Source organism: Massilia sp. YIM B02763 (genome assembly GCF_030412015.1).
GTDB lineage: Bacteria > Pseudomonadota > Gammaproteobacteria > Burkholderiales > Burkholderiaceae_D > Telluria.
In genome coordinates, this window is sequence record NZ_JASNRD010000004.1 from 17,511 (window position 1) to 40,559 (window position 23,049).

Below are 23,049 nucleotides of genomic sequence, written 5' to 3' on the forward strand. Positions count from 1 at the left end.
CTGGGTCAGCGGGATGGTAAGTTGGACGCCGGGAAACTTGCAAGCGCTCCCTTACGACTGACGAATATACACGGGGACATCGAAGACCGTCGCGGGGCGGCGGGCCCCTATTGACGCGAGCTTTCTTGAGCACCTTGATGCACAACCCGGAACCGCAGGCAGAGCAGCAGAGCGAGCAGGAGCGCGGGCCGCCGCATGCCCAGGCGCACGAGCACGCTCATGGCCACGTTCCGCTCGCCGAGCGCTGGGCCGCCGCGCGCGCCTGCTACCGCTACGCCAACCTCGCTTCGCACCATGTGCTCGGTTTCACCGTCAAGGCCGGCCTGCTGCTGTATTTCGCCTTCATGGCGCTGTTCCTGCTGCTGCGCTACGCCATCCTCCCGAACATCGACATGTACAAGCCGGACATCGAGCGCGCCGCCAGCCGCGCGCTCGGCAATCCGGTCACCATTTCCCGCGTCTACGCTTCCTGGCGCGGCCTGCATCCGAATCTCTACCTCGGCGACGTCCATCTGCGCGACCGCGACGGCCGCCAGCTGCTGGCGCTGCCCTCGGTGTCGGCCACGCTGTCGTGGTGGTCGGTGGCGGCGCTCGAGCCGCGCTTCGAGTCGCTCGAGATCAATCGTCCGGAACTCGACGTGCGCCGCGACGCCCAGGGCGTGCTGTACGTGGCCGGCGTGCGCATCGACCCGAATAAAAAGGACGAGGGCGGCGGCGCCGACTGGCTGCTGCGCCAGCGCGAGATCGTCATCCGCGAAGGGCGCCTGTCCTGGACCGATGCGCTGCGCGGGGCGCCGCCCCTGAACCTGGCGGGCGTGACGATGGTGCTGCAGAACCGCTGGACCGTGCACCGCTTCGCGCTGAAGGCGGCGCAACCGCAGGCGGAGGGGAAACCGCAGGGCGATCCGCTCGACGTGCGCGCCCGCTTCACCCACCCGCCGTTCGGCGCCAGGGCGTCCGACGCGGCGCGCTGGAAAGGCGAACTGTACGCCGACCTGCGCAATACCGACCTGGCGGCCTGGAAGCAATACTTCGACTACCCGTTCACGCTGCAGCGCGGCCGCGGCTCCGTGCGCGCCTGGCTCGACTTCGACCATGCGCGCCTGGCCGGCTTCACGGCCGACCTGGCGCTGGCGGGCGTCAGCGCGCGCCTGGCCCCGGATGCGCCGGCGCTGTCGCTGGCGCGCGTGTCCGGCCGCCTGTCGGCCAGCGAGACGATCGCCCCCGGCGTGGAAGACGGCAAGCCGACCTTCGGCGCGCTGGGCCACGAAATTTCCCTGGAAAACTTTTCTGTCGTGACGCGTGACGGCCTCGTGCTGCCGCCCGCCACGCTGGCCGAGTCCTGGCGTCCGGCCAAGCAGGGCTTGCCGGAGCGCTTCGCGGTGCGTGCCCGCCAGGTCGACCTAGGCGCGCTGGCCGCCCTGGCCGTGCAGATGCCGCTGGCGCCCAGCCAGCGCCAGTTGCTGGCCGAGCTGGCGCCGCGCGGCCGCCTGGTCGACGTCGAGGCCGAGTGGCGCGGGCGCTTTCCGAAGATGTCCGGCTACCGCGTGCGCGGCCGGGTCGAGGGCCTGGGTGTGCAGCCGCTGGCCGCGCGCGCGGCCGTGCCTGCCGCCGATCCGGCCCAGCCGGGATTACCCGCGCGCAGCGCGCTGCCCGGCTTCAGCAATTTGTCCGGGAGCATCGACGCCAGCGACGAGGGCGGCAGCGTGAATATCGATGCCGACAAGTTCGCGCTGGCCATGCCGGCCTGGTTCGCCGAGCCGGACATGGCGTTCGACGGGCTGGGCCTGCGCGCGCGCTGGAGCTGGCCGCAGGCCGACCAGTTGCTGGTCGAGGTCGACGGCATGGAGCTCAGCCAGGGTGCCTTGAAGGCCACGCTGTCGGGCCGTCACCTGCTGCCCTTGACGCCCGGGCAGGGGCCGGGCACCGCCGATGTCACGGCCACGGTGGACAACTTCGACATCGCCAGTATCGGCCGCTGGCTGCCCATGGCCACGCCCGAGCATTTGCGCGACTGGCTGACCGGCGCGCTGCAGGGCGGCACCCTGCACGATGCCCACCTGCGCCTGCGTGGCGACCTCGCCCATTTCCCTTTCCGCGCCAGCAATGCGGCCGAACGCGCGCGCGGCGAATTCCGCGTGGCCGGCCGCCTGGAGAACGCCAAGCTCGAATACGCGCCCGGCCACTTCGCTCCCGACAACAAGTCGCCGCTGTGGCCGCTGGCCGAGAACATCGACGGCTCCATCGTGTTCGACCGCGCGCGCATGGAAATCCACGGCGACACGGCGCGCACGCTGGGCGTGGCCCTCTCCAACGTGCGTGCCGTGATTCCCGAGCTGGGTTCGCACGACATGATGCTGGAGATCGACGGCAATGCCGCCGGCCCGTTGCAGGAATTGCTGCGCTACGTGTCCGTGACGCCGGTGCTCGAATGGATCGGCCACTTCACCGAGAACACCCAGGGCACCGGATCGGCGCGCCTGGGCCTGAAGCTGCGCCTGCCGCTCGCGAACCTGCACGAGGCGAAGGTGCAGGGCGCGCTGCAACTGCAGAACAACGACGTCACGCTGTTCCCGGAACTGCCGCCGATCCAGGCGGCGCTGGGCCGCATCGAGTTTTCCGAGCATGGCGTGAACCTGAACGGCATCGGCGCCAGCTTCCTGGGCGGCCCGCTGCAGCTGTCCGGCGGCACCCAGCGCGATGGCGCCATCGTGGTCCAGATGGCCGGCAGCGCGAGCGCCGAAGGCATGCGCGCCACGGCCTCGCTGCCGGCCTTGCAGCGCCTGGGCGCCAAGCTGTCCGGCAGCGCGAAGTTCAACGGCAGCGTCACCGTGAAGGACCACAAGTCCGACATCGTCATCGACTCGACCCTGGCGGGCATGGGCATCGAACTGCCGGCGCCCCTGAACAAGCCTGCCGACGCCGTGCTGCCGGTCCACTTCGTGCTGGCGGGCCAGCCGACGGGACCGGACGGCATCGGCCGCGACGAGCTGCGCATCGGCGTGGGCAACCTGGGCGCCGCGCGCTACCTGCGCGAGCGCCAGCCGCACGGCCCCTGGGTCGTCAAGCGCGGCGGCATCGGCGTCAACGTGCCGGCGCCGGAGCCCGACAGCGGCATGATGATCAACGTCGACATGAAGTCGCTGAACATCGACCGCTGGCTGGCGGCAGGCGCCGAGATCGCAGGCTCGGGCAGTAACGCGGGCACCGGCGCGGACAAGGGCGCGGCGGACGCGGGCGGCGTCTCGATGGCCCAGTACGTGGTGCCCGACACCATCGCCGTCCGCGCCGGCGAGCTGATCGTCGGCGAGCGCGCGCTGCGCAACGTCGTCGTCGGCGTCACCCACCAGCCGGGCTCCTGGCAGGCCAGCATCGATTCGCAGGCGGCCGTCGGCTACGTCACCTGGAACGACACGCCGACGGGCCAGGGCATGGGCAAGGTGACCGCGCGCCTGGCCTCGCTCGACATCCCGGAATCGTCGGCCAACGAAGTCAAGGACCTGCTCGAATCGGGAAAAAGCGCCGTGGCCGGCATCCCGGGCCTGGACATCGTCGCCGAGCGCTTCGAGCTGTTCGACAAGCAGTTCGGACGCCTGGAACTGGTGGCCAACAATGCCCAGGCGCTGGCGGGACGCGAATGGCGCATCGACCGCCTGAGCCTGTCCAACCCGGACGGCACGCTGTCCGCGAACGGCCGCTGGCTGACGCGCGACGGCAAGAGCAATACGGCGCTCAACTTCAACCTCGACATCCACGACGCGGGCCGCCTGCTGGACCGCTTCGGCTTCGCCGGCACCCTGCGCCACGGCAAGGGCAAGCTGTCCGGCGACCTGTCCTGGGCCGGCCTGCCGTACTCGCTCGACATCCCGAGCCTGTCCGGCCAGATCCAGATGAACGTCGAGGACGGGCAATTCCTCAAGCAGGATCCGGGCGCGGCCAAGCTGCTGGGCGTGCTCAGCCTGCAGATGCTGCCGCGCATGCTCAAGCTCGATTTCCACGACGTGTTCTCGGAAGGGCTGGCGTTCGACGGCATCACGGCCAACGCCATGATCCAGCGCGGCGTGGTGCGCACCGACAACCTCAAGATGCACGGCGTGGCCGCCACGGTGCTGATGGACGGCAGCGCCGACATCGCCAACGAGTCGACGAACCTGCACGTGGTCGTCATTCCGGAATTCAACCTCGGCACGGGCCCCCTCGTGTACGGCCTGGCCGTGAACCCCGTGATCGGCCTGGGCAGCTTCCTGGCGCAATTGTTCCTGCGCGCTCCGGTGATGAAGGCGCTGACTTATCACATGCAGGTGACGGGGCCGTGGAAGTCGCCTAACATCGTGAAGCTGGACAATCCAGCCGCCAACGAGCCGTCGGCGCAGGCCGCGAACAAGGCGGCGCCGAAGGCCCGAAAACAATAGGAGCCATTCCATGAGCAAGACCACCGTTGCCGCCATCCAGATGGTGTCGTCGCCGGACGTCCAGGACAACATCGCCACCGCCGGCCGCCTGCTGGCCCAGGCCGCGGCGCGCGGCGCGCGCCTCGTCACGCTGCCCGAATACTGGCCCATCATGGGCATGGCGGACACCGACAAGGTGGCGCGCGCGGAACAGCCGGGCAGCGGCCCGATCCAGGATTTCCTCGCGGGCCAGGCGCGCGAACTGGGCATCTGGCTGATCGGCGGCACGCTGCCGCTGGTCTCCGGCGACGCCGGCAAGGTGCTCAACACGACCCTCGTCTACGATCCGGAGGGCCGGCCCGTCGGCCGCTACGACAAGATCCACCTGTTCGGCTTCAACAAGGGCACGGAATACTACGACGAGGCGCGCACCATCGTGCCCGGCGCCACCGTGGGCAGCTTCGAGGCGCCGTTCGGCCGGGTCGGGATGTCGATCTGCTACGACCTGCGTTTTCCGGAACTGTTCCGCGCCATGGGCGACTGCACGCTGGTCGTCGTTCCCGCCGCCTTCACCTACACGACGGGCCTGGCGCACTGGGAAGTGCTGCTGCGCGCCCGCGCCATCGAGAACCAGTGCTACGTGCTGGCCTCGGCCCAGGGCGGCACGCACCCGAACGGGCGCCGCACCTTCGGCCACAGCATGCTGATCGATCCCTGGGGCGAGGTGAAGGCCGTCTTGCCGGAAGGCGAGGGCGTGGTCGCCGGCGAGATCGATCCGGACTACCTGGCCAAGGTGCGCGAGAGCTTGCCGGCCCTCAAACATCGGACGATGTAGCCGCGGGTCGAACACCGGGTCGGCGTCCAACCTTCAGCACCGGACTCCGACCCCTGCGGTGCACGCCGCCGCAGGCATGGAACGGATATGGCACAATGCCCTATCCTTACCAGAAAGACCCGACGCAATGAAGCCATTCGAACCCAATCTCTCCTCCCTCGCCGTCGCGCGCGATGTCCTCCTGACGCCGTTCGGACTCGACGAAGGCAAGCTGATCACGACGCTGGGGACGATGTTCACGCACAAGGTCGACTATGCCGACCTGTATTTCCAATTCACCAAGAGCGAAGGCTGGAGCCTGGAAGAGGGCATCGTCAAGAGCGGCAGCTTCTCGATCGACCAGGGTGTCGGCGTGCGCGCCGTGTCCGGCGACAAGACGGCCTTCGCCTATTCCGACGACATCTCGCAGGCCGCTTTGCTGGACGCCGCCGCGGCCACCCGCACCATCGCGCGCGCCGGCAGCGGCCGCGTCAAGGTGGCCAATGCCGTGCAGCCGAGCGGCGGCCGTTCGCTGTACCTGCCGCACGACCCCTTGACCTCGCTCGACGCCACCGCCAAGGTCGCGCTGCTCGAACGCATCGAGAAGATCGCGCGCGCCAAGGACCCGCGCGTGGTGCAGGTGATGGCCAGCCTGGCCGGCGAATACGACGTGGTGCTGGTGGTGCGCAGCGACGGCGTGCTGGCGGCCGACATCCGCCCGCTGGTACGCGTGTCCGTCACCGTCATCGCCGAGCAGAACGGCCGGCGCGAGATGGGTTCCTCGGGCGGCGGCGGCCGCTACGACTACGGCTACTTCAGCGAGGAGCTGCTCGACAAGTACGCGGGCGAAGCCGTGCAGGCGGCCCTCGTCAACCTGGAAGCGCGTCCGGCCCCGGCCGGCCCGATGACCATCGTGCTCGGTCCGGGCTGGCCCGGCGTGCTGCTGCACGAGGCGGTCGGCCACGGCCTGGAGGGCGACTTCAACCGCAAGGGCTCGTCCGCGTACGCGGGCATGATCGGCCAGCGCGTGGCCGCCAAGGGCGTCACCGTCGTCGACGACGGCACGCTGCAGGACCGCCGCGGCTCGCTGAACATGGACGACGAGGGCAACCCGACCCAGTGCACCACGCTCATCGAGGACGGCATCCTGAAGGGCTATATCCAGGACACGATGAACGCGCGCCTGATGAAGATGCCGGTGACGGGCAATGCCCGCCGCGAATCCTTCGCCCACCTGCCGATGCCGCGCATGACGAACACGTACATGCTGGCCGGCGACAAGGATCCGGCCGAGATCCTGGCCTCGGTCAAGAACGGCCTGTACGCCGTCAATTTCGGCGGCGGCCAGGTCGACATCACCAACGGCAAGTTCGTGTTCTCGGCCAGCGAAGCCTATATGATCGAGAACGGCAAGGTGACCTATCCGGTCAAGGGCGCCACCCTGATCGGCAACGGCCCGGACACCATGAACCGCATCTCGATGATCGGCAACGACATGGCGCTGGACTCCGGCGTCGGCGTGTGCGGCAAGGAAGGCCAGAGCGTTCCCGTGGGCGTGGGCCAGCCGACGCTGCGCATCGATGGCGTGACGGTCGGGGGTACGGCCTGATCGCTTGAACCGACTGGTTCACGAAAAACCGTCGCCCCTGCGCAGGCAGGGGGCCAATGTTGCATGCATCATCGCTACGCATGCGGCAATCGGGCCCCTGCCTTCGCAGGGGCGACGTTGCTTTATGGTTGCGTTCATGCGAGCGCGGATATCCCGTTTGCTATTAGAACGTATAACGCGCCCCCAGCGTGTACAAGCGGCCGCGCGCGCCCTCGTAGTCGAGCGGGTTGTACGAGGTGGCGCCATAGGTCAGCGGATCGAGCGGCGCCACCTTGTCGAACACGTTCTGGATCGAGCCGAAGATTTCCCATTGCGGCAGCGGCTTCCAGCGGGCGACCAGGTCCCAGCTCGTGAACGAGGCCAGTTCGCAGTCGTTGGGCGCATCGGCACCGTTCGCGAAGTGGCTCGCGCATTCCGGGTCGCCCTCGTACAGGCGGTTGTCGATCTTGCCGCGGAAGTTCGCGTTCAGCGAGACGCGCCAGTCCCTGCGGTCCCAGCCGATGCGGAAGTTGGCGCGGTTGTCGGGCGTGCCGGCGCAGTTGCTGATGTCGCAGTTGCCGTGCGTGCCGGCGAAGTCGCGCTCCGTGCCGTCCGCTTCCCTGCGGGTCCATTCGAACAAGTGGGTGTACTTCACGTCGAAGGACAGGTTGCCCCAGTCGGCCGGCAGGCGGTGGTTGTAGCGCGCATCGATGTCCAGGCCGCGCACCTGGGTCTCGGCCGAGTTGACGTAGCGCGTCAGCACCGCCGTGATCGGACCGGGGTCGCCGGGGATGCCGCTGACGTTGCTCGGGTCGCGTGCCACCGAGCCGGCAGCGATGGCGGCGTCGATCTGTTCCTGGTTGATCTCGTTCTTGCGCTTGATCTTCCAGTAGTCGACGGAGATGCTGGTACGCGGCAGCGGATCCCAGATGATGCCCGCCGTGTAGCTGCGCGAGCGTTCCGGCGACAGGTTCGGGTTGGGCGAAGTGATGACGGCCACCGAGACGGGGTCGCAGGTGCCGGGCACGCCCAGCGCGCAGCGCAGCGGGTCGTCCGAGGTGGAGTAGGCGGCCAGGCCGCCGACGCCGTTTTCCGGCGGGCTCGGGGCGCGGAAACCCCGCGCGAAGGTGCCGCGCAGGGCGAACTCGCGCACCGGCGTCCATTTCAGGCCGGCCTTGGGCGTGTAGGAGTGGCCGACGTCGCTGATGTGGTCGTAGCGGATCGCCGCCGAGGCCTCGATCTGGTAGGGCAGCGGCAGCAGGCCTTCGGCATAGACCGCGTAGGCGTGGTTGCTGCCCTCGTAGGCCGAATAGCCCAGGCCGATGATATTGCCCAGCTCGGTGCCCGTGGTCGGGCGCAGTTCGCTGCGCTGGTAGCGCCATTCGGCGCCCAGCGCCAGGCCGATGTCGTCGGCGGGCAGGAAATTCTTGAACGAGCGCGATCCCTTGACGTCCCACTGGGCCAGCTTGGTGCGGGCCGCATTGTTGATTTCCGGCGACAGCGCCGCGTACAGCTCGGGCGAGTTCAGTCCGGCATTCTCGCCGATGCGCCAGAACGTGCCCGGCGGCAGGGCCGCGTAGGCCGGGTTGGTCGACGCGGCCGCCACGTTGGCCGGGCTCGGGTCGAGCAGGGCGAAGGCGACGTTGCGCTGCAGGTAGCCGTTCTGGGTGTTGTTGGTGTGGTTGTGCGAGAACAGCACGGCCGAATCCCAGTCCCAGCCGAAGTGGGTTCCCTTGACGCCGCCAACCCAGCGCACGAATTCCGACGTGATCAGGGATTCGCGCGGCCCGACGTCGGCGGCCAGGTAGCGCAGCGTGGCCGGGGTGCCGAAATACGGGTTGTCGGGGTGCGTCCCGCCCAGCCGCACGACGCTGTTGTTGACCGGTCCGCCCGGGTAGCCCACCGAGCCGCTGACCCCCGACGGCGTGGTCGAGGAATTGGCGCGGCTGGTGTAGAAGTTGAATTCGCTGTAGGCCTCGATAGTCGGCGTGGCCTGCCAGGTGCCGCGCGCGAAGAAGCTGATGTTCTCCTGTTTCGGCATGGCCTGGTTGTAGCGCTGGCTGGCATCGATCAGGCAGCCGCCGCCCGGGTCGCCCTGCGGGTAGGCGCTGAAGAGGGCCGGGCAGGCCGCGCCCGGGAAGGTGCGCGTGAAGCCCGTGCCGGGGCCCAGGTTGCCGCGGTTGAAGAAGTCGCCCGTCGACCCGACCGGGCGCACGTTGCCGTTGATGGCGCTGCCGGCCCCGCCGCTGCCGGGCACGATGGCGCCGGTGCCGCCCAGGCCCTCGGCGGCGGAAAAGCCCCAGGGTCGCAGGTCGACGCGGCCGATCCAGTCGCGGTCGGAACGGTCGCGGTACCAGATCTCGCCCTGGCGCTTGTACTCGATGCTGAACAGGGCGTTGTAGCGGTCCTGGTCGAGGCTGCCGAAGCCCTTGGTGAACGACAGGTTCGTCTGGTGGCCGTCGCCGTCCTCCGTGACGCCCTGCTGGGCGCGCACCGTGTTGCCCGAGAATTCGCGGCGCAGGATCACGTTGACCACGCCGGCGATCGCGTCCGAGCCGTAGATCGCCGAGGCGCCGTCCTTGAGCACCTCGATGCGGTCGACGGCGTCGGTGGGGATGATGTTCAGGTCGGCGAACTGCTTTTGCCCGTCGTCGGCCAGGCCGTAGGGCGCGATGCGGCGGCCGTTGAGCAGCACCAGCGTCGAGTTGGCGCCCAGGCCGCGCAGCGACACGCCGGAGGCGCCGGCCGCGAAGCCGTTGCCGAAGGTGGTCGGCACCGCGCCGGCATTGTTGACGGCCAGGTCCTGCAGCAGCTCGGCGACCGTGTTCTTGCCGGAGCGCTCGATGTCGGCGCGGTTGACGGTGATGACGGAGGAGGCCGTCTCGGCCTCGGAGCGGCGGATGTTCGAGCCGGTGATCTCGACGCGCTGGATCGGCCTGGCGCCGGCTGTCTGCGCGGCTTCCTGTGCCGGCGCCGGCAGCGCCAGGAGGGCCATGCCGACGGCGCCGCCGCCGGCGAACAGGCGGCGGATCGTGCGCGCGATGGATGTTTCGTGCAGCGAAATTGCAGTCATGTCCGGACTCCATAGGGATAAGGGAACCCTGCCGGCGCAATGCCAGACGGCCGGGGCTTGCCCCGACTCTTGCACCCGCCGCGCATACGGGACTGACATCTCTCAAGGGTGGGGGGTATGGAGGAAATCCCTGTCTGCTTCGCGCAACCGTTCGTCAGTACAGGCAAATGTGGGCGACAGTTGACAGCCAAATAAAAGCTTGCCAATGCCGATGACTCCTTGTTATAGTCGATCGCACACTTTTGGACCGACCATGCACCACGCCGCTTTCTTTACCTTTTATTTTTGGTTTAGCCATTCCAGCCCGACGGCGGTGGAGTAGCGGCAGGTTCACGCAACAACAGAACGAAGTCCGACACGAATTCCAGAAAAACCGCCAGCGATGGCGGTTTTTTCGTTTGGGCCCCCGATTGATCAAAGCAGCCAACCAGCGAACGGAGAACAGCAATGCCCCGCACCGACGATTTACGCATCCGCGAAATGAAGGAACTGACGCCGCCCTCGCACCTGATCCGCGAGTTCCCGGTCACCCCGGCGGCGGAACAGACCGCATCGCAGGCACGCGTGGCGCTGCACCGCATCCTGCACGGCCAGGACGACCGCCTGCTGGTGGTGATCGGCCCGTGCTCGATCCACGATCCGAAGGCCGCGATGGACTACGCGCGCCGCCTGGCCGAGCAGCGCAGCCGCTTTGCCGGCGATCTCGAGATCGTCATGCGCGTGTACTTCGAGAAGCCGCGCACCACGGTGGGCTGGAAGGGCATGATCAACGACCCGTACATGGACAACAGCTTCCGCATCAACGACGGCCTGCGCATGGCGCGCGAGCTGCTGCGCGACATCAACGAACTGGGCCTGCCGGCCGGTACCGAATTCCTCGACGTGATCAGCCCGCAGTACATCGCCGATCTGATCAGCTGGGGCGCGATCGGCGCCCGCACCACGGAGTCGCAGGTGCACCGCGAGCTGGCCTCGGGCCTGTCCTGCCCGGTCGGCTTCAAGAACGGCACCGACGGCAACATCAAGATCGCCGCCGACGCCATCAAGGCCGCCTCGCAGCCGCACCACTTCCTGTCCGTGACGAAGGGCGGCCACTCGGCCATCGTGTCGACCGCGGGCAACGAGGATTGCCACATCATCCTGCGCGGCGGCAAGACGCCGAACTACGATGCCGCCAGCGTCGAGGAAGCCTGCAAGCAATTGGCCGCCAACGGCCTGGCCGCGCGCCTGATGATCGATGCCTCGCACGCCAACAGCAGCAAGAACCCGGCCAACCAGGTGCCCGTGTGCGCCGACATCGGCCGCCAGCTGGCCGAAGGCGACGACCGCATCGTCGGCGTGATGGTCGAGTCGCACCTGGTGGGCGGACGCCAGGACCTGGTGCCGGACCGCGAGCTCGTCTACGGCCAGTCCGTCACCGACGGCTGCATCGACTGGGAGACCAGCATCGGCGTGCTGGACAACCTGGCCGCGTCCGTGCGCCAACGCCGCCTGCGCGGCGAATGAGCGCCTGACGGGGGCAACGCAAAACAAAGTATCGTCGGCTTGCCAGCCGGCAGTATCGTCAGCCAGAATCGTATGTACATGTACATACGAGGATGGCGATGGAAGAACGAATCGACGATGCAACCGGCGCATTGGAACGCGATGCCCGCAACGCGCTGCAGCGTGGCGATCCGGCGCGCGCGGCACGCCTGTGGGAAGCCGTCCTGGCGCGCATGCCGGCCCATCCCGGCGCGCTGCTGGCGCTGGCCCGGCTGCGCCAGCACGGCGGCGCCTTCGCCGAGGCGCGTGCCTTGCTCGAACGCCTGGTGGCGCTGGGCGGCGGCGACAAGCAGCCGTGGATCCAGCTGGCCCTGGTCTGCAACGCCCAGCGCGACGAAGCGCGCGAGGAGGAGGCGATCCGGCGTGCGCTGGCCATCGACCCGACCGACCTGCTGGCCCTGATCCTGCGCGCCGCGCTGTACACGCGCCAGGGGAAGACGCATGCGGCGGCGCGTGCCCACGGCGCCGTGGCCGCGGTGGCGCCGCCGCTCGAGCGCCTGGCGCCGCAGCTGCGTCCGGCCCTGCAGGAGGCGCTGGCCTACCGCGACGCCTACGACCGCGACTTCGGCCGCTTCCTCGACGACTGGATGGCCCCGCTGCTGCGCGCGCTGGACGGCGAGGGCACGGGGCGCTTTGCCGCGTCGCTCGACATCATGCTGGGCCGCAGGCGCCGCTATGACCCGCAGCCGGCGCTGTTCCACTTCCAGGGCCTGGCGCCCGTCACCTTCTTCGAACGGCGCGACTTTCCCTGGCTCGACACGGTCGAGGCCGGCGTCGATGCCGTGCGCGCCGAATGCCTGGCGGTGCTGGCCGACGGTCCGGAACGCGCGCCCGGCTTCGTGCCGTACATGCAGTACGACGAGGACCAGCCCCTGCGCCAATGGGCCGAGCTGAACCGTTCTCCGCGCTGGAGCGCCTTCCACCTGATCGAAGGCGGCGTCCCCAATGCCGCCAACGCGGCGCGCTGCCCGCACACGATGCGCCTGCTGGCCGGCGCCCCGCAGCCGGACCAGCCGGGCCGCACGCCGGTGGCGATGTTCTCCGTGCTGACACCGAGGACGCGCATCCCGCCCCATTGCGGCGTCAGCAACGCGCGCCTGGTGGTGCACCTGCCGCTGGTGGTACCGCCCGGTTGCGGCTTCCGGGTCGGCAACGACGTGCGCGCCTGGGAGGAAGGGAAAGCCTGGGTATTCGACGACACCATCGAGCACGAAGCGTGGAACGACAGCGACCGTCTGCGCGCCATCCTGATGTTCGACATCTGGCATCCGCAGCTGACGGGACCGGAGCGGGCGCTGGTGACGGCGATGCAGGCGGGGATGAATGCGTTTTCGCAGGAAGAGGGCAGCTACGGGGGCTGATGCCGCCGTGCGGGATACAGACTTGGGTCCCTGCCTGCGCAGGGACGACCCCGAAAGGAAACCGCCGCCGGCATCGCTGCCGGCGGCGGTTTTTTCATGCTTCCAGAGAACTGAAATGACTTAGAAGCGGTAGGTCAGGTTGGCGTAGACGAAGCGGCCGTACGAGTCGTACACCTGCGGGTAGGTGTTGCCGTTGCCCGAGGTGCCGGTCACCGAGCTCGACGAAGCCAGCGGCGGGTCCTTGTCGAACAGGTTGTTCACGCCCAGGCTCAGCGCCAGGTTGCGGTTGAAGCGATACACGCCCGACAGGTCCAGGTAGTTGCGACGCGACAGTTCGGCATCGCGCTGGGTGTCCAGCTCGCCTGCCAGCTGCGGGTTGCCGTCCAGCATGTCGTTCTTGACCTTGTCATAGTAGCGCCAGGTGGCCGAGATGTCGAAGTTGAACGGGGTCGACCAGGTCAGGCGGGCCTTGTGACGCCATTTCGGGGTCGGGGTGCCGCAGGTGGCGCCGAACAGGCCCACGCAATCGTAGTCGCCGTTGCCCGGCAGGTTCTCGACCGTGTAGGTACGCAGGTAGGTACCGTTCATGGTGAAGTCGAGGTTGCCGTAGTTCTGCGGCAGGCGCATGCGGTAGCTGGCGCCCACGTCCATGCCCGAGGTGCCTTGCGAGCCGATGTTGGTGGTGCCGGCTTCGACGTAGCCGCCCGGGGTCAGCCACAGCGAGCCGAGCTGGTCGCGGTGGATCAGGCCGCAGTACAGCGGGTTACCCGTGGTCAAGCACTGGGTGAACACGCTCTGGGCGTTGACCGACTGGATGGCGTCCTCGATCTTCAGCTTGAAGGCGTCCAGGGTGATGGTCAGGTTCTTGATCGGCTCGATCACGACGCCCAGCGTGTAGGTGTCGGCGGTTTCCGGCTTGACGTTCGGGTTGCCGCCGGTACGGCCGTTGTACTGGTTGGTCGAGTTCTCCGTCACCTGGCCGTACAGCCCTGCAGGCAGGCCCGTGTTCAGGCACTGCGCCAGCGTGGCTTTCGGGTTTTCGCCTTCGCACGGGTCGTCGTTCGGACCGGCCAGCACGACGGCTTGTCCCGTGTACAGTTCATAGATGTTCGGCGCACGGACGGCGCGCTGGGCCGAACCGCGGAAGCGCAGCTCGCTGATCGGCTCCCAGTCCAGGCCCACGCCCCAGGTGTTGGTCTTGGCGTCGGTGCTGTACTTGGAATGGCGATAGGACGCGTTCAGGTCCAGGCGCTTGGCGAACGGCAGGTCTTCCAGCAGCGGCACGCGCACTTCGCCGAAGGCTTCCTTGACGTTGTACGAACCGGCCACGGCGGGCGAGGCGCCGCCCGCGCCGGACAGGTCGCCGGTCTGGTTTTCGTAGTCGGGCTCGTACGACAGCTTCTCGACGCGCTGCTCGTAGCCGAACGACACGCCCACGCCGCTGCCCGCGGTCGGCAGCTTCAAGCCGTAGCGGGTGAGGTCGGTGCCGAAGTTCATGCCGAACACGCTCTGCTGGGTGTAGCCGCCGGTCGAGCCGGTGGCGTTCAGGTAGTCGAGCGCGGCCTGGGTGATGCCGCCCTGCTTGTACAGGTTGTACGGGACGCAGGCCGGGTCGGTGCCGTTCAGCGCGGAGCGGCACACGGCGTTGCCGTTGGCGTCGGCGACGACGTCCAGCGCGCGGCTGATCAGGCGGCTCGAGAAGTAGCCGGTCGACTTGTCGTTGTGGTTGACGCGGGCGAACTGGCCGAACACGTCGTAGCTCCAGTCGGCGACCATGCCCTTCACGCCCAGCACTTCGCGGAACGACATGTCGGTGATGCTGTTGTTGCGCGGGCCGCCTTCGGTATTGCGCTTGCCGACCGAGACGGTGGTGGTCTGGCCCGGTGCGGTCAGGCCCAGCGCCTGGCGCCAGGCCGCGTTCAGCAGCGGGTTCTCGTAGGCGATGGTGGCCTGCTCGCCGTAGAAGATGCCGCCCGGTGCGATCTGGGCGTCGGTGTTGTAGTGGTGGAAGTTGAATTCGCTGTACAGGCGCGCGTTCGGGTGCAGGTCGTAGTGCAGCGTGGAGTTGATGTTGTACTCGTCCGACGGGCGCTGGAAGAAATTCAGCGGGCCGAAGTTGTAGGCGTCGGTGGCGGTCACGTAGCGGCGCGGATTGCCGTTCGCGTCCGGCGTGAACGCGCCCACGCGGGCGATCGACGTACCCGAGCCCGAGCAGGCGAAGCCCGGGTCGGACGCGCCCAGCGAGCAGGCGGAATAGTCGCGCTGGGCCTGGGTCAGCGCATCGGCGTGGCGGTGCGAGACGAAGAAGGTGGCGTTGCCCTTGTTGTCGGCGAAGTTGGCGCCGGCCAGCAGGCTGAAGTCGTACTTCTTGCCGTCGAAGTTGCGGTTGCCCGGCAGCGGGAAGCCTTTCGAGCGCACCACCGACTGCACCTCGTCGTTGTGCTGGCGGTGGTTGGCGCCCGAGATGTTGGCTTCGAGTTCGACGCCGCTGAAGTCGTCCTTCAGGATGAAGTTGACGACGCCCGCGACGGCGCCCGAGCCGTACACGGCGCCGGCGCCGCCGGTGAGCACGTCGACGCGGCGGATCAGCTGGGATGGGATCTGGTTCAGGTCGGCCGCCGTGTCGAGCACGCTACCGGCCGGCATGCGCTTGCCGTTGATCAGCACCAGGGTACGCTGCGAGCCCATGCCGCGCAGGTCGACGGTGGCGGTGCCGGAGGCGCCGTTGGAGATCGCGGCGCCCTGCGAGGCGAACACCTGGGGCAGGTTGTTCAGCAGGTCTTCGACATTGCGCATGCCGTCGATCTTGATGTCTTTCGAGCTCAGCGTGGTGATCGGGCTGGAGCCTTCGGTATTGAGGGAAGGAATGCGCGAGCCGGTGACTTCCACGCGCTGCAGCGAGGCCGGCGCCTCGGCGCCCGTTTCCTGCGCGACCGCGACGGTGGCGCCGAGCGCCATGCCGCCGGCAAACATCAAACGTACTGAACGAGATAAAACTTTTTCCGCCATCATTTTCTTGAGTCCCTTCTGAACTCTGTGCCGGCTGACACTCCCCTGCCGGACAACAGCTAGTCGTTTATCGATCTTGTCCTTCCCATACCAGCGAAGGCTTTTTATTTGCTACATATCAATAAAAACATTGCAGAAAAACAAAGTCAACGTATTAACACGTATGTATGCATAAATACGACATTTTTGAATGGAATTTTTATTTAAGCCGATATGATCAAATTTAATTTTAATATTTAGATTTTTAATCAAATAAAGTAACGATCTATTTGGTGCGTCAATACTGTTCGTATGTATCGCCGAAGTGCAGGCGTGCACCAATAAAAAACGGGACGGTGATTGCTCACCGTCCCGTTGTCAAACAACTACTTTTTCAGGGTTCAGAACTGATAGCGCGCGCCGACCTTGAAGTAGCGGCCGATGGCGCCGCTGGCATCCATCGGGTTGTAGCTCAGGCCGCCGTAGGTCAGCGGATCGAGCGGCGCGACCTTGTCGAACAGGTTCTGGATCGAGCCGTAGAGCTGCCAGTTGGCGGTCAGCTTGTAGCGGGCCGACAGGTCGACGGTCATGAACGAGGCCAGCTTGCAGCCGTACGGCGCCGGCGAACCGTCGGCGAACTGCGAGGCGCACTTGTCGCCGGCGAAGCGCACGTTGTCCATGCTGTCGCGCCAGTTGGCGATCGCGCTCATGCTCAGCTTGTCGTAGTCCCAGGTGGCGTTCACGCTGATCTTGTTCTTCGGCGTGCCCGCGCAGTTCGACGTGTCGCAGTTGCCGTGGGTGCCGGCGTACTGGAACGCGGTGCCGTTCTTCTCGACGCGCATCCAGGTGGCCACGTGGGTCCAGGTCAGGCCGACGACGGCGCGGCCGTAGCTGCCCAGCGCGATGCGCTGCTTCAGGTCGAGGTCGACGCCCTTGACTTCCGTGTAGCTGGAGTTCTGGTACGGCGCGTTCGACAGCAGCAGGGTGCCCGTGTTCGGGATGGCGACGCCGTTCACGACCAGGTTGTTGTCCTGGCGGATGGCGGTCGGCAGCGCGGCGGCTTCGACGTAGGACAGCGGGTTGATCTCGTTGCTGCGCTTGATCTTCCAGGCGTCCAGCGAGAAGCTGGTGTTCGGCAGCGGATCCCACACCATGCCCAGCGTGTAGCCCTTCGACTCTTCCGGCTGCAGGTTCGGGTTGCCGACCTTGACGGCACCGATGGTGATCGAGCAGTCGGCCTGGGTGGCGCCGCCGGCGGCCGGGGTGCCGCCCGGGCAGCGGATCGGATCGCGCACCGACGAGTTGCCGGTCGACTGGCTCTGGGTGCCGGATTCGGCCGGACCCGGGGCGCGGAAGCCTTCCGAGTAGGTGCCGCGCAGCGCGAAGGTCTTGATCGGGGTCCACTTGGCGCCCAGCTTCGGCGTGGTCGAGTTGAAGTTCTTGTACTTGTCGTAGCGGACCGCGCCGGTCAGCTCGACCGTCTGCAGCACCGGCGCCGCGACTTCGACGAACACGGCCTTGACGTCGTCGGTGCCCTTGGCGGCCACGTAGGACGAGTTGATGGTGCCGTCCTCGGAACCCGACAGCGACGGGTTGTCCAGCTTCAGGCGGCGGTATTCCGCGCCCACGGCCAGGCCCATGTTACCGCCCGGCAGCGCGAACAGTTCGCGCGACGCCTTGAAGTCGACCACGTCCAGCTCGGTGGTCGAATGCGACTTGGCGTTCACGACCATGGCCGCGTACAGCGAGGCCGGGTTCTTGCCCGCCTGGGTGCCGATGTAGTACGGGAAGTACTGGCTGGACGGGTTGCCCAGGGCCTGCTGCAGCACCTTCATGTTGATCATGTTGCTGTAGTTCAGGTCCAGCGCCGATTCCGAGTGGGTGTAGCCGGTGTCGAAGTCCCAGCCGAAGCGCTGGCCCTTCAGGCCGACGACGAAGCGGCTGAATTCGTTGTCGGCGGAGCGGGTGCTCGGGCCCACGTCGAACATCGAGTAGCGCACGCGGGTGGCGACGCCGTACGGGTTCTGCGGATGGTTGGGGGCCATCAGGATGGTGTTGCCGTACAGGATGACGCCGGACGGGTTGGCGGCGTTCGGCGGGAAGGCGACGGTCGAGCTGGTCGACGGCGGCACCAGGGTGAACTCGGTGTCGCGCTTGGAGTAGCCGGCTTCGCCGTACAGCTGCAGGTCGCCGTCGAGGTTCTTGGTGAAGCGGGTGTACAGGTTGACGCCGCCGATCTTCGGCTGCATCGAGCGGAACTGGTCGGCGTACCACAGGCAGCCGCCGGCCGGGTCCTGGGCGGTCACCGGCGAGAACTGCGAGCAGCCGGCCAGGCCGACGTAGTTGCCCGTCTTCGGATCGCGGATCGCGCCGGCCGGGCTCGGGCTGGCGGCGCCCGGGGTGATGTAGCCGGAAGCGAACTGGCCGTTGGCGGCATAGCCCCACGGACGGATGTCGCCGTGGCCGATCCAGTCGCGGTCCGAGCGGTCCTTGTTCATCAGCTCGTGGTTGCCGTACACCTCGGCGTTGATCATCCAGTTGTAGCCGTCTTCGTCCAGGCGGCCCTTGCCCCAGGTGATGGCGGCCTTGCCCTGTTCGGCGTCGTGGTAGCGCGATTCGCCGCCTTCGATCTTGAACACCAGGCCGGTGAAGTCCTTGCGCAGGATGATGTTGACGACGCCGGCGATGGCGTCGGCGCCGTAGGTCGAGGAGGCGCCGTCCTTCAGCACCTCGATGCGCTCGACGGCTTCCATCGGCACCGTGGACAGGTCGGTGAAGCTCTTCTGGCCGTCGTCGGCGCGGGCGAAGGGCGCCATGCGGCGGCCGTTCAGCAGCACCAGGGTCGAGGTGGCACCCAGGCCGCGCAGCGAGATCGCGGTGGAGCCGGCGGCGAAACCGTTGCCGAAGCCGGTCGGCAGCGAGCCGGCGCCGTCGGCGGTCAGGGTCTGCAGGTACTCGGCGACCGTGGCCTTGCCCGACTTGGCGATGTCGTCGCGGCTGATCACCTGGATCGGCGACGCGGTTTCCGCGGTGGCGCGCTTGATGCTGGAACCCGTCACTTCGACGCGCTGGATCGAACCCTGGACGGTGTCCTGGGCCAGCGCCGACGTGCCGAAGGCAAGGTAGGCAAGGGCCAGGGACACTGCTTGTGCTACTGCTTTCTTCTGGTGCATTACGACTCCATCGATGGATTTCTGTTCTTCCTGGTGCGAAAACACATTCCGGCTGGTGCTGGATTCAAGCATGCATATGCTGGAACCTCGAAATGTAAAACCGTACCTCTCTCTTCATTTACATAAAAGAAAAATTTTCCTTTTATTAAATACATAAGATCATCTGTGCATGATGTAAGTCAATACAAGTCCAGGTCCTATTGCGTAGTTACAACACATCGGTATCGACGGCGGTTATGGTCGGATGACATTTTTTCCCGGCGCAGGTCGGCGAATCTCGTCTATAGTTCGGCATGCGCCGCGCATGCGCGTGCTTGAACGATCCGGGAATCTCGATGGTTGCTTATATCCTGCGGCGCCTGTGGCAGATGCTGCCGACCATGGCGGGTGTCGTCGTGCTGGTGTTCGTGCTGTTCAACTGGGTGGGCGGCGACCCGTCCTACCTGTTGGCCGGCAAGATGGCCGATGCCCGCGCCATCGCCAACATCCGCGCCCAGCTCGGCCTGGACGCGCCCTGGTACGTCCAGCTGGGCATCTTCGTGCGCCAGATCCTCACCTTCGACTTCGGCACCGCCTGGGCCACGGGCGAGCCGGTGTCGCACATCATCGCCAGCCGCCTGGGCCCGTCGCTGACGGTGCTGGTGCCGTTGACGATCCTGGAGACGGCGATCGGCATCGCGCTGGCGCTGGCCATCGCCTTCGTGCGCGGCTCGCTGACCGACCGCCTGGTGATGGTCGCGTGCACGGTCGGGATGTCGATCTCGATCCTCGTCTACATCATCGTGTTCCAGTACGGCCTGGCCTACAAGCTGGGCCTGTTCCCCGTGCAGGGCTGGGGCGAGCACTTCTGGGACAACCTGCTGCGCTATGCGACCCTGCCCATCCTGATCGGCCTGGCCGTGTCGCTGGCGCCCACGCTGCGTCTGTTCCGCAGCTTCGTGCTGGACGAGGCGAACCAGGACTACGTGCGCACGGCGCGCGCCAAGGGCCTGTCCGAGCGGCGCATCGTCTGGGTGCACGTGCTGCGCAATGCCGCCATTCCCATCATCACCTACGTGATGTCGAACCTGCCGGCCCTGCTGATCGGCGCCTTCCTGCTGGAGCGCTTCTTCGGCATTCCCGGCATCGGGCGCGAAGTGATCCTGGCCGTCGAGCGCAGCGACTTCCCCGTCATCAAGGCGATCACCGTCTACGTCGCTGCCGCCACGATGGTGTTCAACCTGCTGGCCGACCTGCTGTACCAGGCCGTCGATCCGCGCGTGCAGCTGTCATGAGCGCGCTCGACCATGCTCCCGTTTCGCCCGGCCTGTGGGCGCTGGCCTGGCGCCGCCTGCGCGCCGACCGCGTCGCCATGGCCTCGCTGGCCGTCGTGTGCCTGTTCCTGCTGTCGGTGCTGCTGGCGGCCGCCGGCCTGGTCGCCGCCGACTGGGAAGACGAGGTGGCGGTGAACTATGCGCCGCCGACCTTCGTCGGTCCCGATCCCGCGCTCGCGGCGCTGGCGCGGCCGGCCCCGCCGGCGCCGCCGAACGCCTTCGATCCGCTGGCCGGCGACATCGCCGCGCTGAAGGACCAGCTGGCCGCGGCCGGCGCCGCCGTGCCCGCCGCGAAGGCGGCGACGCTGCCGTTCGGCGCCGACAAATGGGGGCACGACATCGTCAAGAAGACCATCAAGGGCGGCCAGACCTCGATCGTCGTCGGCCTCGTCGCGGCCTTCGTCGCCGTGGCGCTGGGTACGCTGTTCGGCGCCGTGTCCGGCTTCTATGGCGGCTGGATCGACGACCTGTTCAACTGGTTCTACGGCGTGTTCACGGCGATCCCCTCGATCCTGATGATCCTGGCGGTGGCGGCGGTGCTGCAGACCAAGGGCGTCCTGACCATCGTGCTGATCCTGGGCCTGACGGGATGGACGGGGCCGTACCGCCTGATCCGCGCCGAGTACATCAAGCACAAGGCGCGCGAATACGTGATGGCCGCCGATGCCATCGGCGCGTCGAGCTGGCGCAAGATGTTCGGCCACATCTTCCCCAACGTCTCGCACGTGGCGCTCGTGCAGGTGTCGATCCTCGTGGTCGGCTTCATCAAGGCCGAGGTGATCCTGTCCTTCCTCGGCTTCGGGGTGCCCGTCGGCACCGTGTCCTGGGGCAGCATGCTGAACGAGGCGCAGAACGAGCTCATCCTCGGCAAGTGGTGGCAGCTGGTGGCGGCCGCCAGCGCCATGGCCGTGCTGGTGACGGCCTTCTCCCTGTTCGCCGATGCGCTGCGCGATGCGCTCGATCCGAAAGTGAAGTGACCCATGGCTGAACCATTGCTTGAAGTCCGCAACCTGCGCATCTCCTTCCGTACGGACAAGAAAAACACCGTCGAGGCCGTCAAGGGTATCTCGTTCGACCTGCCGGCCGAGGGCACCGTCGCGCTGGTGGGCGAATCGGGCAGCGGCAAGTCGGTCAGCTCGCTGGCGGTGATGGGCCTGCTGCCGCCGGACACCACGATCGTCCACCCGGACTCCTCGATCCGCTTCGAGGGCCGCGAGCTGCTGGAGCTGCCCATCGCCGCGCGCCGGCGCCTGTGCGGCAAGGACATCGCGATGATCTTCCAGGAGCCGATGTCCTCGCTGAACCCCGTGTTTACCGTGGGCTTCCAGATCGGCGAGGTGCTGCGCCTGCACATGGGCATGGACCGGCGCGCGGCGCGCGCGCGCACGCTCGCCTTGCTGGAGGAGGTGGGCATTCCCGATCCGGCCGACAAGATCGACGCCTATCCGAGCCAGATGTCGGGCGGCCAGCAGCAGCGCGTGATGATCGCGATGGCGATCGCCTGCGAACCGAAGCTGCTGATCGCCGACGAACCGACCACGGCGCTCGACGTGACGATCCAGAAGCAGATCATGGAGCTCATCGCGCGCCTGCAGCGGCGGCGCCGCATGGCCGTGCTGTTCATCACGCACGACCTGGGCCTCGTGGGCGAGATCGCGGACAGGGTGATCGTCATGCGCCACGGCGAGGTAAGGGAAGAGGGAGACGCCGCCCAGGTGCTGGGCAGCCCGCGCGACGCCTATACGCGGGCGCTGCTGTATTGCCGCCCCAGGCTGGACGAGCGGCCGCTGCGCCTGCCCGTGATCGACGATGTCCTGAGCGGCAAGGTCGTCGAGGGCATCGCGCTGCCCCAGCGTACGCGCGGCTACGGGCCGGACGATGACAACGTGCTGGTCGTGAAGAATTTGGCCAAAAGCTTCTGGCTTCGGGAGGGCCTGTTCGGCAAGCGCGCCTTCCACGCCGTGAAGGATGTGTCGTTCACGCTGCCGCGCGGCAAGACGCTGGGCGTCGTCGGCGAATCCGGTTCCGGCAAGACGACCGTGGGCCTGACCCTGCTGCGCCTGCACCGCGCGAGCGGCGGCAGCGTGCTGTTCGACGGGCAGGACCTGGCGGCGCTGTCGGACCGCGCATTCCTGCCGTACAAACGGCGCATCCAGATCATCTTCCAGAACCCGTATGCCTCGCTGAACCCGCGCTTCACCGTCGGCCAGATCCTGCTGGAGCCGATGCGCATCCACAGCATCGGCGCGAACGATGCCGAGCGCATCGAACACGCGCGCTGGCTACTGCAGCGGGTCGGCCTGCCGGCCCAGGCGTTCGAGCGCTACCCGCACGAATTCTCCGGCGGCCAGCGCCAGCGCATCGCCATCGCGCGCTGCCTGACGATGAAGCCGGAGATCCTCGTGTGCGACGAATCGGTGTCGGCGCTGGACGTGTCCGTGCAGGCGCAGGTGCTGAACCTGCTGCAGGACCTGCAGGACGAGTACGGGATGAGCTACATCTTCATCTCGCACGACCTGTCGGTGGTCAAGTACATCTCGGACCGCGTGATGGTGATGCACCACGGCAGCGTGGTCGAGATGGCCGACTCCGACGAGCTCTACCGCAACCCCCAGCACCCCTACACCCGCCAACTGCTGGCCGCCATCCCGCGCGGCGCCTGAACTGCTTTAAATCAAACCGGGGTCAGAGCCGGGGTCAGAGCCTTGTTTTGAGCAATTTCTTGAAACCGGGCTCTGACCCCGGCTCTGACCCCGGTTTGCGATTGGTCAAGCTGGCGCTGGTGTTCAACATCGCGTGGGAA

11 protein-coding genes are annotated in these 23,049 nt (G+C 67.3%); 8 read left to right on the plus strand and 3 right to left on the minus strand.

Annotated features, from left to right (window positions below; genetic code table 11):
- The first annotated feature begins 125 nt into the window (after positions 1-125).
- The 3 genes from QPK32_RS07670 (at position 126) to tldD (ending at position 6,814) form a co-directional block, all read left to right on the plus strand.
- Positions 126-4,412: a YhdP family protein gene (locus QPK32_RS07670; protein WP_290412204.1), complete on the plus strand. Its 4,287-nt coding sequence runs from the start codon at positions 126-128 to the stop codon at positions 4,410-4,412.
- Positions 4,413-4,422: 10 nt separating this feature from the next.
- Positions 4,423-5,226: a carbon-nitrogen hydrolase family protein gene (locus tag QPK32_RS07675; RefSeq protein ID WP_290412205.1), complete on the plus strand. Its 804-nt coding sequence runs from the start codon at positions 4,423-4,425 to the stop codon at positions 5,224-5,226.
- A gap of 127 nt (positions 5,227-5,353) precedes the next feature.
- Entirely contained in the window at positions 5,354-6,814 is a 1,461-nt protein-coding gene (gene tldD, locus QPK32_RS07680; protein WP_290412206.1) for a metalloprotease TldD, read from the plus strand.
- 163 nt (positions 6,815-6,977) lie between these two features.
- Here tldD and QPK32_RS07685 read toward each other — a convergent pair whose 3' ends face one another.
- Positions 6,978-9,866, minus strand: a complete 2,889-nt coding sequence (locus tag QPK32_RS07685) for a TonB-dependent receptor (protein WP_290412207.1) — start codon at positions 9,864-9,866, stop codon at positions 6,978-6,980.
- Between the two features lie 447 nt (positions 9,867-10,313).
- Here QPK32_RS07685 and aroG point away from each other — a divergent pair, with 447 nt between their 5' ends.
- Together aroG and QPK32_RS07695 are read left to right on the plus strand one after the other, a co-directional pair.
- Positions 10,314-11,372, plus strand: a complete 1,059-nt coding sequence (aroG, locus tag QPK32_RS07690) for a 3-deoxy-7-phosphoheptulonate synthase AroG (RefSeq protein WP_290412208.1) — start codon at positions 10,314-10,316, stop codon at positions 11,370-11,372.
- A 98-nt stretch (positions 11,373-11,470) separates the two neighbouring features.
- Complete coding sequence (locus tag QPK32_RS07695; protein ID WP_290412209.1) at positions 11,471-12,772, plus strand: aspartyl/asparaginyl beta-hydroxylase domain-containing protein; 1,302 nt, start codon at positions 11,471-11,473, stop codon at positions 12,770-12,772.
- Between the two features lie 120 nt (positions 12,773-12,892).
- Here the strand turns inward: QPK32_RS07695 and QPK32_RS07700 are convergent, their stop codons facing one another.
- Together QPK32_RS07700 and QPK32_RS07705 are read right to left on the minus strand one after the other, a co-directional pair.
- A complete protein-coding gene (locus QPK32_RS07700; protein ID WP_290412210.1) occupies positions 12,893-15,745 on the minus strand; it encodes a TonB-dependent receptor in 2,853 nt (950 codons plus the stop codon).
- A 416-nt stretch (positions 15,746-16,161) separates the two neighbouring features.
- Positions 16,162-18,933: a TonB-dependent receptor gene (locus QPK32_RS07705; RefSeq protein WP_290412211.1), complete on the minus strand. Its 2,772-nt coding sequence runs from the start codon at positions 18,931-18,933 to the stop codon at positions 16,162-16,164.
- 335 nt (positions 18,934-19,268) lie between these two features.
- On the opposite strand from QPK32_RS07705, the gene QPK32_RS07710 reads away from it, so the two are divergent.
- The 3 genes from QPK32_RS07710 to QPK32_RS07720 are packed head-to-tail and all read left to right on the plus strand — an operon-like array spanning position 19,269 to position 22,909.
- A complete protein-coding gene (locus QPK32_RS07710; RefSeq protein WP_290412212.1) occupies positions 19,269-20,207 on the plus strand; it encodes an ABC transporter permease in 939 nt (312 codons plus the stop codon).
- On the plus strand, positions 20,204-21,223 hold the full coding sequence (locus tag QPK32_RS07715) for an ABC transporter permease (RefSeq protein WP_290412213.1): 1,020 nt from the start codon (positions 20,204-20,206) through the stop codon (positions 21,221-21,223). The genes QPK32_RS07710 and QPK32_RS07715 overlap by 4 nt, the downstream gene beginning before the upstream one ends.
- Positions 21,224-21,226: 3 nt before the next feature.
- A complete protein-coding gene (locus tag QPK32_RS07720) occupies positions 21,227-22,909 on the plus strand; it encodes an ABC transporter ATP-binding protein (RefSeq protein WP_290412214.1) in 1,683 nt (560 codons plus the stop codon).
- Positions 22,910-23,049 lie beyond the last annotated feature (140 nt).

What these genes read in the sequence shown, in the direction of transcription:
- QPK32_RS07675 (WP_290412205.1), top strand. Translation starts at nt 4,423, where the DNA reads ATGAGCAAGACCACCGTTGCCGCCATCCAGATGGTGTCGTCGCCGGAC.
- tldD (WP_290412206.1), top strand. Translation starts at nt 5,354, where the DNA reads ATGAAGCCATTCGAACCCAATCTCTCCTCCCTCGCCGTCGCGCGCGAT.
- QPK32_RS07685 (WP_290412207.1), bottom strand. Translation starts at nt 9,866, where the DNA reads ATGACTGCAATTTCGCTGCACGAAACATCCATCGCGCGCACGATCCGC.
- aroG (WP_290412208.1), top strand. Translation starts at nt 10,314, where the DNA reads ATGCCCCGCACCGACGATTTACGCATCCGCGAAATGAAGGAACTGACG.
- QPK32_RS07695 (WP_290412209.1), top strand. Translation starts at nt 11,471, where the DNA reads ATGGAAGAACGAATCGACGATGCAACCGGCGCATTGGAACGCGATGCC.
- QPK32_RS07700 (WP_290412210.1), bottom strand. Translation starts at nt 15,745, where the DNA reads ATGTTTGCCGGCGGCATGGCGCTCGGCGCCACCGTCGCGGTCGCGCAG.
- QPK32_RS07705 (WP_290412211.1), bottom strand. Translation starts at nt 18,933, where the DNA reads ATGCACCAGAAGAAAGCAGTAGCACAAGCAGTGTCCCTGGCCCTTGCC.
- QPK32_RS07710 (WP_290412212.1), top strand. Translation starts at nt 19,269, where the DNA reads ATGGTTGCTTATATCCTGCGGCGCCTGTGGCAGATGCTGCCGACCATG.
- QPK32_RS07715 (WP_290412213.1), top strand. Translation starts at nt 20,204, where the DNA reads ATGAGCGCGCTCGACCATGCTCCCGTTTCGCCCGGCCTGTGGGCGCTG.
- QPK32_RS07720 (WP_290412214.1), top strand. Translation starts at nt 21,227, where the DNA reads ATGGCTGAACCATTGCTTGAAGTCCGCAACCTGCGCATCTCCTTCCGT.